Below are 13,055 nucleotides of genomic sequence, written 5' to 3'. Positions count from 1 at the left end.
ATTTGTGCCGCGTTCGTCATCGCCGAGCGCCGACCCGGATCTCTCCGTCGACGACGTCGACCTCGTAGGTCGCGACCGACACCGATGGGTCGTCGAGGCACTGACCGCTCTCCAGCGAGAACGGCTGCTTGAGCAGCGGCGAGGCCACGAACGGCACCTCACCACGCGTCCCGACGATCCCGCGGGCGAGCACCGAGGCGTGGCCGTACGGGTCGAAGTTCGACAGCGCGAAGACCCGGTCGTCGAGGGTCCGGAAGACGGCGACGGCCTCCCCGCGCACCAGCGCGGCGATGCCCGTCTCGGGGTCGATGTCGTCGAGGCGACAGACGGCGATGTAGGTCACGGTCTGGGTCTGGGTCATCGCGACTCCTCCATGGTGGGCATTCCGACAGGGATCGAGGCGCCGAGCGAGACCGGGCCGACAGCGGCCGGCTCCTCGCCGACCTCCGGGACGATCTGGCCGCGCGTGGATCCGAAGGAGATGTTGGGGTCCGGGATGTCGGGGGCGTTGACGAAGGAGACGAACCGGCGCAGCTTCTCCGGGTCCTCGAGCGTGGCCTTCCACTCGTCGAAGTACGTCTCGGTGTGCCGCGCCATCGCCGCCTCGAGCTCGGTGCCCAGGCCGAGGACGTCGTCGACCACGACCTCACGGACCCGGTCCAGGCCGCCGTCGAGGGAGTCGATCCAGGTCGAGGTGCGCTGGAGGCGGTCGGCGGTGCGTACGTAGTACATGAGGAAGCGGTCGAGGTAGCGGACCAGCTCCTCGGTGCTCAGGTCACCGGCGAGCAGCTGGGCGTGGGCCGGGATGGCGCCACCGTTGCCCCCGACGTACAGGTTCCAGCCCTTCTCGGTGGCGATGACGCCGAAGTCCTTGCCGCGGGCCTCAGCGCACTCGCGGGCGCACCCGGAGACGCCACCCTTGAGCTTGTGCGGCGAGCGCAGCCCGCGGTAGCGGGTCTCGAGCATGATCGCGAGGCCGACGGAGTCCTGGACGCCGTAGCGGCACCAGGTCGAGCCGACGCAGGACTTCACGGTTCTGAGCGACTTCCCATAGGCATGGCCGGACTCGAACCCGGCGTCGACCAGCCGCTTCCAGATCGCGGGCAGGTCCTCCATCCGGGCACCGAACATGTCGATGCGCTGGCCGCCGGTGATCTTGGTGTAGAGGCCGAACTCCTTGGCCACCTCGCCGATCACGATCAGGCCCTCCGGGGTGATCTCACCGCCGGGGATGCGCGGGACGACGGAGTAGGAGCCGTTCTTCTGGAGGTTGGCCAGGTAGGCGTCGTTGGTGTCCTGGAGCTTGCGGTTCTCCTTGGCCAGCACGTGCCCGTTGAGCTGGCTCGCCAGGATGCTCGCCACGGCGGGCTTGCACAGGTCGCAGCCGCGGCCGGTGCCGTGGGCCTCGATGATCTGGTCGAAGGTCTTGTAGCCGTGGATCAGGACCACGTCGAAGAGCTCGGCGCGGGTCATCTTGAAGTGCTCGCACAGGCTCGTATCGACGGTCTTGCCCTGGGCGGTGAAGTAGTCCTCGACGATCTTCTTCACCTGCACCTTGCAGGAACCACAGGTCGACCCGGCCTTGGTCTCCTTGGTGACGTCCGCCGCGCTCTCGCAGCCGTTGTCGACAGCCGCCTCGATGTCACCGCGGGTGACGTTGTTGCAGGAGCAGATCTGCGCCTCGGGCGGAAGCTGAATTCCTCCCCCACCGCCACTGGACTGGGGGAGGATCAGCTCCTCCGGGTTCTCCGGAAGCGTCATGCCCGAGGCGACCATCGGGCGGAGCAGGCCGTACGCGGAGGCGTCTCCGACGAGGACGCCGCCGAGCAGGCGGGTGCCGTCCTCGCTGATCACGAGCTTCTTGTAGACACCGGCGACGGCGTCGGAGTAGGTCAGCTCGAGGCACTCGTCGGTGGTGCCGTGCGCGTCACCGAAGCTCGCGACGTCGACACCGAGCAGCTTGAGCTTCGTCGACATGTCGGCGCCGGTGAACGTACCGGCACCGCCGAGCAGCGCGTCGGCGACGACCTCGGCCATGTCGTAGCCGGGGGCCACCAGGCCGTACATCTTCCCGCCGGGCGCGGCGCACTCGCCGACCGCCCACACGTGCGGGTCCGAGGAGCGGCACTGCTCGTCGACGAGCACACCGCCGCGCTCGGCCAGGTCCAGGCCCGCCGCGCGGGCGAGCGCGTCGCGCGGCCGGATGCCGGCGGAGAAGACGATCATGTCGACCGGCAGCGGCTCCTCGACGTCCTTGAACTTCAGCGCGCTGACCTTGCCGTCGAGCACGCCGCTCTCGTCCTCGTCCACGACCGAGACCTCGGCCACCGAGTCCGGTGAGATCGACTCGGTCATCACCCCGGTGTGCACGGTGAGGCCGAGCTTCTCGATGTGGCGCTTGAGCGTGTTGCCGCCGGCGTCGTCGACCTGCACGGCCATCAGCCGCGGTGCGAGCTCGACCACGTGGGTCTTGACCCCGAGCTGGTGCAGCGCGTTGGCGGCCTCCAGCCCGAGCAGGCCACCGCCGATCACGGCCCCGGTCGTGGCGGTCTTCGCGGCCTCGCGGATCGCCTCGAGGTCCTCGATCGTGCGGTAGACGAAGACGTTCCCGAGCTCCGAACCCGGCACCGGCGGCACGAACGGCGCCGCGCCGGTGGCGAGGACCAGCTCGTCGTACGCCATCTCCTCGCCGTCGGCGAGCATCACCGTCTGGGCGGCGATGTCGATCTCGACGACGCTCGTGCTGGTGCGCAGGGTGACCCGCGGGTCCTCGTAGACGCCGGAGGGGAGGAAAGAGAGTGCCTCGGCGCCGACCTCGAAGAAGCTGGTGAGGGCGACCCGGTCGTACGCCGGGCGCGGCTCCTCGCCGAAGACCACGATGTCGTGGGTTTCGGTGAGTCCGCGCTCGATGGCGGCGGTCACGAAGCGGTGACCGACCATGCCGTGGCCGACGACGACGACCTTCTTGCGGAGGTGAGGGCTCATCACGTAGTTCCTTCCAGGCTGAGCTGCGTTTCATTGAGCTGGGTGCCGCTGGGCCGGGTGGCCAGGAGCTGTCGTACGGTCGGCGCGCAGCCACCGCATCCGGTGGTGGCGCGGGTGGTGTCGCGTACGTCCTCGAGCGACCGGCACGCCCGGATCCGGCCGGCGCTGACGCCGGCGCAGGCGCACACCTCCGCGTCGTCGGGGAGCTCCGGACGCGGACTGTTGGACGGCTCGGGCAGCAGCAGCTGACCGGCCTCGTGCTCGCCGAGCACCGTCTGCCGGTCGAAGGCCTGGGTGATCAGGCCGACCCGGCTCAGGTCACCGACGAGGGCGCCGGCGACGATGCGGCCGTCGCGTACGACCAGCTTGCGGTGGGTGCCCTTGACCGGGTTGGCGATCTCGACGACCTCCCCGGTCTCGTTCTCGGGCTCGCCGAGGACGCAGACGTCGAGGTCGGTGGCACGCAGGCGGGCGACGACGCGGTGTCCCTGATAGGTCGCGGGACCGCCAGCGAGGACGTCGGCGAGGACGCCGGCCTGCTCCCATGCCGGCGAGACGAAGCCGGTCACGGTCGCGTTGTGCTCGGCGCAGTCGCCGATCGCGTACACGTCCGGGTCGTCGATGCTGCGCAGCTGGTCGTCGACGACGATGCCGCGGTTGACCGTGAGCTCGGCGCGGCGGGCGAGGTTGGCGCGCGGGCGGCCGCCGGCGGTGAGCACCACCAGGTCGGTCTCGAGGGTGTAGCCGTTGTCGAGCTTGAGCCCCTCGTCGGTCAGCCTGGTCGCGCGGGCGCCGAGGTAGACCTGGGTGCCGAGCTTGGCCATCGACCGCTTGAGCACCTTGCCCGCCGACGCGTCGACCTGGCTGCTGAGCAGGTGGTCGCGGCCCTCGACGATCTCGGTCTCGATGCCGCGCACCGCCAACGCGCGGGCGACCTGGAGACCGAGCAGGCCACCGCCGACGATCACGGCGCTGCGCGGGTGGTCATGAAGAGTGTCGAGCAGCCGCGCGCAGTCGTCGAGGCTGCGGAACGCCTGCACCCGCGGGTCCAGCGAGCCGTCCATCCGCACCACGCCGCGGATCGGCGGCAGGGTCGGGATGGCCCCGGTGGCCAGCACGACGGCGTCGTAGGGAACCGTCGTCCGGTCGGCGAGCTCGACCTCGTGGCGGTCGCGGTGGATGTCGACGACGAGGCTGTTCAGGCGGAGGTCGACTCCCCGGTCGGCGTACCACTGCTTCTCGCGGAGCGCGAGCGCCCCGGGGCGGTGGGTGCCCTCGAGCACGGCGGAGAGAAGGATCCGGTTGTACGGAGCGTGCTGCTCCTCCGCGAGCACGGTCGTCTGCGGGCCGAGGCCGCGCGCGACCAGTCCCTCGACCAGCCGGGCCGCGGCCATGCCGCCACCGATGACGACGATCCGATTATCGCTCATGGGCTCGCTCATGGGCTCGCTCATGCCGTCACCGCCGCGGCGCAGACCTTGAACTCCGGCATCCGGCTGGACGGGTCGAGGGCGTCGTTGGTGAGCTTGTTGGCGCCGACCCAGTGGAACGGTACGAAGACCGTGTCCGGGCGGATCGTGGTGACGATCCGCGCGGGCGCCTTCATCTCGCCGCGCGGGGTGCGTACGACGACCGGGTCGCCGTCGTGGGCGCCGACCCGGTCGGCCAGCAGCGGGTGGAGCTCGACGAACGCGCCCTCGTCGGGGAGGTCCTTGATCCGTCGCGTCTGGGCGCCGGACTGGTACTGCGCGAGCACCCGGCCGGTGGTCAGGTGGAGCGGGTAGTCGGCGGTCGGCTGCTCGGCCGGGCCACGGTGGGCGACGTCGATGAAACGGGCCCGGCCGTCGGCGTGGAAGAAGGAGTCGGCGAACATCCGCGAGGTGCCCTCGGTGCCTTCGGGGCAGGGCCAGAAGACGCCGTCCTCGTCGCGGATGCGGTCGTAGGTGATGCCGCTGTAGTCGGCCTTGCCGCCCTTCGAGGCGGCGCGGAGCTCCGTGAAGATCTCCTCGGGATCGGTCGACCAGGTCGAGGCGGCACCGAGGCGGGTGGCGAGTCCGGTGATGATGTCGAGGTCGTTCTTGACCCCGTCGGGGGCGCTGATCGCCTGGTTGCGCAGGATGACCCGGCCCTCGAGGTTGGTCATGGTGCCGGTCTCCTCGGCCCACTGGGTCACCGGCAGCACCACGTCCGCCAGCGCGGCGGTCTCGCTCATCACCATGTCGGCGACGACCAGGAGATCGAGGTCTGCCAGCCGCGACGTGATGTGGGTGGCGTTGGGGGCGGAGACGACGATGTTGGAGCCGAACACGAGCAGGCTCTTGGGGCCCTCGGGGGTGCCGAGCGCGTCGAGGAGCTCGTAGGCGGAGCGGCCCTTGCCGGGGATGGTCTCGGGGTCGATGCCCCAGACCGCGGCGACGTGCGCCCGGGCGGCGGGGTCGTCGATCATCCGGTAGCCGGGAAGCTGGTCGGCCTTCTGGCCGTGCTCGCGGCCACCCTGGCCGTTGCCCTGGCCGGTCAGGCAGCCGTAGCCGGCGTACGCCTTCCCGGGCATGCCGAGCGCGAGCGCCACGTTGAGCCAGGCCAGGACGGTGGCGGTGCCCTGGGCGTGCTGCTCGGCGCCGCGCGCGGTCAGGACCATCACCTTCCCCGCGCCGGCGAGGAGGTCGGCGAGCTCGCGCAGCTGCGCGGCCTCGACCCCACTGACCCGCTCGACCATCTCCGGCCACCAGGCGGCCACGGAGCGGCGTACGTCCTCGAAGCCCGTGGTCCGCTCGGCGATGTAGTCCTCGTCCACCGCGCCGGCGGCGTCGAGCAGGTGCAGGACGCCGAGCGCGAGTGGCAGGTCGGTGCCGGGGACCGGCTGGAGGAAGAGGTCGGCGCGCTCACCGGTGGGGGTGAGCCGCGGGTCGATGACGACGACCTTGCCGCCGTTCTCACGCAGCCGGTCGAGGTGGCGGGCGGCCGGCGGCATCGTCTCGGCGAGGTTGGAGCCGACGAGTACGCAGACGTCGGTCTTCTCGATGTCGGCCAGCGGGAACGGCAGACCGCGGTCGACGCCGAAGGCCTGGTTGCCGGCCGAGGCCGCCGAGGACATGCACCAGCGGCCGTTGTAGTCGATCTGGGAGGTGCCGAGGGCGACCCGGGCGAACTTCCCGAGCTGGTACGCCTTCTCGTTGGTCAGCCCGCCGCCACCGAAGACGGCGTTGGCGTCGGCGCCGTGGGTCTCCCGCAGGTCGGCGAGCTTCGAGGCGACCAGGTCGAGGGCCTCGTCCCAGGTCGCCGCGCTCCACTCCCCCGTCGCCCGGTCGCGCACCATCGGGGTGGTGAGCCGCTCACGGCTCCCGCGCAGCCCTGCCGCCGTCCACCCCTTGCGGCACAGCGCACCCTCGTTCACCGGGAACGATCTCTCACTGACCTCCAGACGGGGCCCTTTGCGTGACAGGGTCATCCCGCACTGCAAGCTGCAGTAAGGACAGTGGGTGTCGGTCACGCGTACTCACACCGTTTCGGGTCGGGGACTGGCGACCTCTACTCTCCGGCGTCAAGGTTTCGCCCCGATCCGCTCTCCGTACCCCTTCCGTCAACTTCCGCTCACCACCTCACAACCCGATCCCGCCGAGTCGGTAGTTCTGGCAGCCGAGTCTGTAGTTGTGGGCGACGAAACTGGAGTCTCGTCGCCCACAACTACAGACTCGGTCCCCACAAGTGCGGACTCGGCAGTCAGGGAGTACGCCGCCGCAGCGTCGCCGACCCGAGGGCGAGACCGGCGACGACGAACCCGGCGACGACGGCCAGATCGGTCCAGACCTCGCCGGTGTCGGCGGAGGTGACCAGGTGGGTCATCGCGTCGACGGCGTAGGAGAGCGGGAGGACATTGGAGATGGCCTCCAGGACGGTCGGCAGCGACTCGCGCGGTACGAGCAGGCCGCAGAGCAGGATCTGCGGGACCACGATCGCCGGCATGAACTGGACCGCCTGGAACTCGGTGGTGGCGAAGGCGGAGACGAGCAGCCCGAGCGCGGTGCCGAGGACGGCGTCGACGATCGCGACGACCACGAGCAGGGCGACCGATCCGGTGATCTCCAGCCCGAGCAGACCGACGCTGACCCCGACGGCCACGCCTGACTGGACAGCGGCGAGCAGCCCGAACGCCAGCGCATAGCCGAGCAGGAAGTCGCCCTTGCCCAGCGGCATCGCCAGCAGTCGTTCGAGCGTCCCCGAGGAGCGTTCGCGCAGCGTGGTCACCGAGGTGACCAGGAACATCACGATGAACGGGAAGATCGCCAGCAGGGCCGGACCGATCCGGTCGAAGATCGGCGCGGGCGACTCCTCGTACATCCACCACAGCAGCGTCATCAGCAGCGTCGGCAGGACGACCAGCATCACCAGGGTGCGGTGGTCGCGCCGGATCTGGGCGAGGACCCGCCCGGTCACGGCCAGGGTTCGTCGCAGGCTCATCGCGCTGCCTCCTTCACCAGCGTCAGGAAGGCGTGCTCGATGTCGTCCGCGTCAGCCTTCTGCTTGATCTCGGCCGGACTGCCGTCGGCGAGGAAAGCACCGTCGCGCATCAGCAGCAGCCGGTCGCAGCGCTCGGCCTCGTCCATGACGTGGCTGGAGACGATGACCGCCGCCCCCGCGGCGGCCAGGTCCCGGAAGGTGCCCCACAGCTGCTCGCGAAGCACCGGGTCGAGCCCGACGGTCGGCTCGTCGAGCACCAGCAGGTCCGGTGAGCCGAGCAGCGCCGCGGCGAGCCCGACCCGCGAGCGCTGGCCACCGGAGAGATCGCGTACGACCTGGTCCTTGTGGTCGACGAGGTCGACCGTCTCGATGGCCTCGGAGACCGACGACATCGGCGCACCGAGCACCCGGGTGAAGAACCTCAGGTTCTCGGTGACCGTCAGGTCGTCGTAGACGCTGGCCGCCTGGGTGACGTAGCCGATCCGCGCGCGCAGGGCGGCCGAGCCGGCCGGACGGCCGAGGACGGTGAGGGTCCCGGTGACCTTCGCCTGCACGCCGACCAGGGCCCGCATCAGCGTCGTCTTGCCGCACCCGGACGGCCCGAGCAGGCCGGTGACCTCACCTGCCCGGATGGAGAAGTCGAGGCCATGGAGGACCTCACGCTTCCCGCGCACGACTCGGAGACCGGACGCCTCCACCACGTTATTCATCACATGATGAAATGTGGCACGACGGGGCGCCGCACGCAAGAGGACTACGGCAAAGGCCCGGTCAGATAGCCCTGGACCACCGGCGCGTACGTCGCCACCAGCGTGTCCACCGGAGCCGACGCGAGCGGCTCGATCCGGGCGATGTAGCGCAGCGCGACGAGCCCGACCAGCTGCGAGGCCACCAACGTGATCCGCCGCTCGGGTTCATCGAGCTCGAGCGCCTCGCCGACCGGCGTCAGGATCAGCCGGCCGAAGGCATCCGGCACCAGCGCCTTCCCCTCCGGCTCGAAAGCGCTGCGCATCAACGCCATCAACGGGAGCCGGGACTCCTCGTCGTCCCAGATGCTCAGGAGCATGCGGATGAGCCGCTCCCCCACCCCGTCGCGGCCACCGGCGGCGATCACGGGAACGACGTCTCGTGGATCGACCCGCAGCTCCAGCGAGGCGACGAAGAGGTCCTCCTTGGTGCCGAAGTAGTGGTGCACCAGGGCAGAGTCGACCCCGGCGGCGGTCGCGATCCCGCGGACGGAGGTCGCGGCGTACCCCTGCTGCGCGAAGCGCTGCCGAGCCGCCGCCAGGATCGCCGCCCGGGTGTCCGGCGAGCCGGGCCTGCGCCCTCGCCGCGGTGCCGTCGTGCTCATGCGATCACGCTAACCCGACGACGACAGCTCGGGGCGAGGCTCCGTCCGACGCAACCAGGCCGCGGGACGGCCGACGAGCCATTCGAGCGGACCCGGGCGACCCCATGCGGTGACGACCGCACCGATCGCCATCACGACGAGCACATGGAAGACGTACGTGTCGGGCGTCTCCGGCGGCCAGACCGCATCGGTCTTCATGATCACGTGCAGCGTGTAGAGGGTGAGGGTCATCGTGCCGGCGCCGAACAGCACCGCCATCCCGGCGCGCCACCGGTCCGGCAGCCGCAGCGCGATCATCTGGCAGGCGCCGATGACGAACATCGAGGTGCCGATCGTCTGCGCCAGGTCGAACGGCGTGGTCGAGTGCGGCGCGACGACCAGCAGCCACTGCCAGCCGCCGTCGACCGGTGTCTGCCCGTAGAGACCGTGGCTCATCGCGGTCAGCGCCCCGTCGATGTCGGTCTCGGGATAGGTGCGCAGCAGCTCCGCAGCCACCGACGGCAGCCGGGTCAGCCTCCCCGAGAGCCAGCTGGCCGAGACGGAGATGATGATGCCGCTGGTCCAGATCATGTCGACCACGAGCCGGTTGCGCAGATCGACCCGGCCGATAGCCATCCCGATCAGCACATAGGCCAGCCACGGGACGGCCGGGTAGTAGCCGGTGAAGAGCAGCTCGGCGAGCAGCCGGCCCGGCTCCAGCAGCTGCGACGGCTCCGGGCTGGAGAACTGTCGCGGCGGCAGCATCGGCCGGATGACCTGCGACAACATCGGACCGATGACGACCCAGAGCACACCGAGCAGCCACAGCCAACGCGCCCGCAGCCCGAGGAACGGGATTGCGATCAGGAACAGCACCCCGTAGTAGGTGAGGATGATCGCGATGTTGGTGCCGAGCGAACCGAGCACCAGCCCGAGCGCGGCAATCAGCACGGCCCGTGCGACCAGTCCCAGCGACCGGGACGCGAGCACCCGCCCCTTCACCGGCTCCTGACGTCCGGTCATCAGCGCCAGGCTGACCCCGGCGAGCACGGCGAAGAGCGCCGCGGACCGGCCACCGGCGACGGCCTGGATCCTGGTCAGCTCCCCGGAGGCGTCGACCGGGTCGAGCACGTGCGTCGCCATCATCCCCAGCAACGCCAGGCATCGCGCCACGTCGACGCCGACGAGACGCGTCGAGAGTCGATCGGAGAGCGCGGACATCGCCCCCAGAGTAGAGATATCTCACGTACGCCGCGGCTTCACCCACCCACAACACCTGCTTTACCGTGAGAACGATGTCCGTCGATGCCTCCCTGACCCGCCCCTGGGTCGGGCACGATGCCGGCAGCAGCGGCTACCGCCGGATCCTGATCGGCCTCTTCGCCGCCGGGATCGCGACCTTCGGGCAGATGTACTCCACCCAGGGCATCCTCCCCACCGTCGCGCACGCGCTCGAGGTCAACGAGGCCTCGGCCGCGCTCACCGTCTCCACGGCCACTCTCGGTCTCGCGGTCAGCGTCCTCGGCTGGTCGTGGGTCGCGGACCGCATCGGCCGGGCACCGGCGATGAAGATCGCGCTCTCGATCTCGCTCGTCCTGGGCCTGCTCACTCCGCTCGCCCCCGGCTTCACCACGCTGCTCGTCCTGCGCAGCCTCGAGGGCCTCGCGCTCGGCGGCGTACCTGCTCTCGCGGTCGCCTATCTGGCCGAGGAGATCCACGTACGCCACGTCAGCCTCGCCGCGGCCATCTACATCTCCGGCACCACCGTCGGCGGCCTCCTCGGCCGGGTCATCACCGGGCCGTTCGCCGACCTCGGCGGCTGGCGCCTGGGCGTCACCGCCGGCGGCGTCCTCTCGGCGATCGCCGCGATCATCGCGATCACCCTGATCCCGCGCGCCCAGGGCTGGGTCCGCCCGGTCGGCAGGCCGACCACGTCCGTACGCGAAGGGGTGCTCGCCAACCTCCGCGACCCGGGCATGCTCGTCCTCTACGGGCAGGCAGCACTGCTGATGGGCGGGTTCGTGGCGACGTACAACTATCTGGGGTTCCGCCTCGAACGCGACCCGTTCGGGCTGCCGGTGGCGATCTCGAGCCAGATCTTCTTCGCCTATCTCGGCGGCACCGTCTCCTCGTCGGTCGCGGGCCGGCTGGCGGCCACCCACGGGCGGCGAAAGGTCATGCTGACCTGCGTCGTCATCACGATCGTCGGCGTCGCGATGACCTTCCCCGACAACCTCGCGATGGTCCTGACCGGCCTGTTCGTCCTCACCACCGGCTTCTTCGGCGCCCACGGCGTCGCGTCGGGCTGGGTCGGCGCCCGCGCGCGGGTCGGAAAGGCCCAGGCCAGCGCCCTCTACAACCTCTTCTACTACGGCGGATCGAGCCTCTTCGGCTGGCTGCTCGGCTATGCGTACGTCGTCGGCTGGTGGGGCGTCGCCACCGCCGTCCTCGTCCTCGCCCTGACCTCGCTCACCTGGTCCTGGCTCGCCGCCCACGACTGAGAGGCGGCTCGACCAGCAGTGGCGTCAGGCCTGGAAGTGCTTCCGTGCGAACTCGAGCGACTCGCGGAGATCGGCGACGCGCTCGGCGCGGGACCGGGCGCGGCGGGTGTTGATCTCGAGGACGATCTCGCCGTCGAACCCCGAGGCGGCCAGGTGGCGTAGGAAGCGGTCGGCACCCATGTGACCGCGCCCGGGCACGAGGTGCTCGTCCTTGGCCGAGCCGGTGCCGTCGGTGAGGTGGATGTGCCGCAGCCGCGGCCCGAGCCGCTTCGCCATCTCGATCACATCGTCGTCGGCGATCGCGGCGTGGGAGAGATCGATGGTCGTGTTGGCGTAGTCCTCGGTCGAGGGGTCCCAGTGGGGCAGGTACATCGGTGTCGAGCGCTTGGCCGCCCGCCACGGATACATGTTCTCCACCGCGAACTTCAGCCCGGTCGAGCGTTCCAGCGTGGCGATCCCCTCCACGAACCCGGCCGCGTACTCGCGCTGCCAGCGGAACGGCGGATGTACGACGACCACTCCCGCGCCGACCTCGGCGGCCATCTCGGCCGACCGCTCGAGCTTGCCCCAGGGCTCGAAGCCCCAGACCTGCTGGGTGAACAGCAGCGTCGGCGCGTGGATCGCGACGATCGGGATGCCGTGGTGCTCGGCGAGTTGCTTGACCGCGTGGGTCTGCTGGGAGAGCGCGTCGATGCCGACCATCACCTCGACCCCGTCGTATCCCACCTCGGCCGCATAGGCGAAGCCGCGGGCGGTCGACTCGGGGTACGTCGAGGACGTCGACAACGAGATCATCGCGGGCCTCCTAGTCGGACCTTCCGAGATCGGAACTGTCGATGAAGGACAGGTGGTCGAGACGGTCGAGGATCAGACCCTCCCGCAGAGCCCACGGACAGACCTCGAAGGCGGGCAGGTCGAAGATGTCGAGGCACGCCTCGGCGACCAGCGCACCAGGCACGATCTGATGGGCCCGTGACGGGCTGACCCCAGGCAGGTCGGAGAGCTCCTCGAGCGACATCTCCAGCAGCTTCGGGATCCAGTCGCGCAGCTCGGTCAGCGGCAGCTGGCGGCGCACCCGCAGCCCCTCGCCGCTCGGTGCGGCACCGCAGATGCGTGCCAGCGAGCGGAACGTCTTCGAGGTGGCCACCGCCATGTCCGGCTGACCGTCGCGCAGGATCTTGCCCGCGTCCTCGGCGATCGAAGCGCGGATCGACCGGCGCAGCTCCCGCAGCTCCTCCTCCGTCGGGCGGTCACCGAAGTAGCTGCGCGCGAGCCGGCCGGCGCCCAGCGGCAGCGACCAGGCGACGTTCGGCTGCTCGTCCAGTCCGGCCGCGATCTCCAGCGAACCGCCGCCGATGTCGAAGACGGCGAGCCGTCCGGCGGACCAACCGAACCAGCGGCGTACCGCCAAGAAGGTCAGCCGCGCCTCGTCGTCGCCGGGAAGGACCTCGATCTCGACCCCGGTCTCGGCATGTACGCGGTCGAGCACCTGCTGGGAGTTGCCGGCGTCGCGCACCGCCGAGGTCGCGAACGCCAGCATCTCCGAGACGCCCTTCTCCTCCCCCACCGCCACCGACTCACGGGTGAAGGCGGTCAGCGCCTCGATCCCGTCCTCGGTCACGTCGCCGGCCTCGTCAAGGTGCTCGGCCAGCCGCAACGGCTGCTTGAAGGAGTACGCCGGTAACGGGGCCGCCCCGCCGTGGGCGTCGACCACGAGCAGGTGTCCCGTGTTCGATCCGATGTCGAGTACGCCCAGACGCATAGGTTCGACTTTAGTGGCT

At 70.3% G+C, this 13,055-nt stretch carries 11 protein-coding genes; 1 reads left to right on the top strand and 10 read right to left on the bottom strand.

Translation table 11 applies throughout. The annotated features are described in order from the left end of the window. Positions 1-16: 16 nt before the first annotated feature. From nirD to ACW14X_RS16355, 8 genes are all read right to left on the bottom strand, one after another. A complete protein-coding gene (nirD, locus tag ACW14X_RS16390) occupies positions 17-361 on the bottom strand; it encodes a nitrite reductase small subunit NirD (protein WP_160026442.1) in 345 nt (114 codons plus the stop codon). Beyond that, the gene (gene nirB, locus ACW14X_RS16385) at positions 358-2,985 is read right to left on the bottom strand and encodes a nitrite reductase large subunit NirB (RefSeq protein WP_457162680.1); all 2,628 of its coding nucleotides are present in this window, start codon (positions 2,983-2,985) and stop codon (positions 358-360) included. The genes nirD and nirB overlap by 4 nt, the downstream gene beginning before the upstream one ends. Further along, positions 2,985-4,427 carry an FAD-dependent oxidoreductase gene (locus ACW14X_RS16380; protein WP_457162679.1) on the bottom strand — a complete coding sequence of 481 codons (1,443 nt, stop codon included), beginning with the start codon at positions 4,425-4,427 and terminating at the stop codon, positions 2,985-2,987. Before ACW14X_RS16380 ends, nirB begins: the two co-directional genes overlap by 1 nt. Positions 4,428-4,435: 8 nt before the next feature. Next, positions 4,436-6,475, bottom strand: a complete 2,040-nt coding sequence (locus tag ACW14X_RS16375) for a molybdopterin oxidoreductase family protein (protein WP_457162678.1) — start codon at positions 6,473-6,475, stop codon at positions 4,436-4,438. A gap of 230 nt (positions 6,476-6,705) precedes the next feature. Then, a complete protein-coding gene (locus ACW14X_RS16370) occupies positions 6,706-7,443 on the bottom strand; it encodes an ABC transporter permease (protein WP_160026438.1) in 738 nt (245 codons plus the stop codon). Then, complete coding sequence (ccmA, locus tag ACW14X_RS16365; protein WP_350838754.1) at positions 7,440-8,153, bottom strand: heme ABC exporter ATP-binding protein CcmA; 714 nt, start codon at positions 8,151-8,153, stop codon at positions 7,440-7,442. Before ccmA ends, ACW14X_RS16370 begins: the two co-directional genes overlap by 4 nt. A 44-nt stretch (positions 8,154-8,197) precedes the next feature. Then, entirely contained in the window at positions 8,198-8,794 is a 597-nt protein-coding gene (locus tag ACW14X_RS16360; protein WP_350838756.1) for a TetR/AcrR family transcriptional regulator, read from the bottom strand. Between the two features lie 9 nt (positions 8,795-8,803). After that, a complete protein-coding gene (locus ACW14X_RS16355; protein WP_457162677.1) occupies positions 8,804-9,994 on the bottom strand; it encodes a heparan-alpha-glucosaminide N-acetyltransferase domain-containing protein in 1,191 nt (396 codons plus the stop codon). Between the two features lie 74 nt (positions 9,995-10,068). Here ACW14X_RS16355 and ACW14X_RS16350 point away from each other — a divergent pair, with 74 nt between their 5' ends. After that, positions 10,069-11,274, top strand: coding sequence for an MFS transporter (locus tag ACW14X_RS16350; protein WP_160026434.1), 1,206 nt, complete (start codon positions 10,069-10,071; stop codon positions 11,272-11,274). 24 nt (positions 11,275-11,298) lie between these two features. Here the strand turns inward: ACW14X_RS16350 and ACW14X_RS16345 are convergent, their stop codons facing one another. Together ACW14X_RS16345 and ACW14X_RS16340 are read right to left on the bottom strand one after the other, a co-directional pair. Further along, positions 11,299-12,069, bottom strand: coding sequence for a sugar phosphate isomerase/epimerase family protein (locus ACW14X_RS16345; RefSeq protein WP_160026433.1), 771 nt, complete (start codon positions 12,067-12,069; stop codon positions 11,299-11,301). 10 nt (positions 12,070-12,079) lie between these two features. Continuing rightward, complete coding sequence (locus ACW14X_RS16340; RefSeq protein ID WP_457162676.1) at positions 12,080-13,036, bottom strand: Ppx/GppA phosphatase family protein; 957 nt, start codon at positions 13,034-13,036, stop codon at positions 12,080-12,082. Between the last annotated feature and the right edge of the window lie 19 nt (positions 13,037-13,055).

The sequence above is a fragment of the Nocardioides sp. YJ-D4 genome, assembly GCF_054031495.1.
The sequence above is the reverse complement of the archived record's forward strand: the minus strand, read 5'-3'. Positions and strand labels throughout refer to the sequence as shown.

Bases quoted from the DNA above. Each gene is read 5' to 3' on its own strand.
- nirD (WP_160026442.1), bottom strand. From the start codon at position 361: ATGACCCAGACCCAGACCGTGACCTACATCGCCGTCTGTCGCCTCGAC.
- nirB (WP_457162680.1), bottom strand. From the start codon at position 2,985: ATGAGCCCTCACCTCCGCAAGAAGGTCGTCGTCGTCGGCCACGGCATG.
- ACW14X_RS16380 (WP_457162679.1), bottom strand. From the start codon at position 4,427: ATGAGCGAGCCCATGAGCGATAATCGGATCGTCGTCATCGGTGGCGGC.
- ACW14X_RS16370 (WP_160026438.1), bottom strand. From the start codon at position 7,443: ATGAGCCTGCGACGAACCCTGGCCGTGACCGGGCGGGTCCTCGCCCAG.
- ccmA (WP_350838754.1), bottom strand. From the start codon at position 8,153: ATGAATAACGTGGTGGAGGCGTCCGGTCTCCGAGTCGTGCGCGGGAAG.
- ACW14X_RS16360 (WP_350838756.1), bottom strand. From the start codon at position 8,794: ATGAGCACGACGGCACCGCGGCGAGGGCGCAGGCCCGGCTCGCCGGAC.
- ACW14X_RS16355 (WP_457162677.1), bottom strand. From the start codon at position 9,994: ATGTCCGCGCTCTCCGATCGACTCTCGACGCGTCTCGTCGGCGTCGAC.
- ACW14X_RS16350 (WP_160026434.1), top strand. From the start codon at position 10,069: ATGTCCGTCGATGCCTCCCTGACCCGCCCCTGGGTCGGGCACGATGCC.
- ACW14X_RS16345 (WP_160026433.1), bottom strand. From the start codon at position 12,069: ATGATCTCGTTGTCGACGTCCTCGACGTACCCCGAGTCGACCGCCCGC.
- ACW14X_RS16340 (WP_457162676.1), bottom strand. From the start codon at position 13,036: ATGCGTCTGGGCGTACTCGACATCGGATCGAACACGGGACACCTGCTC.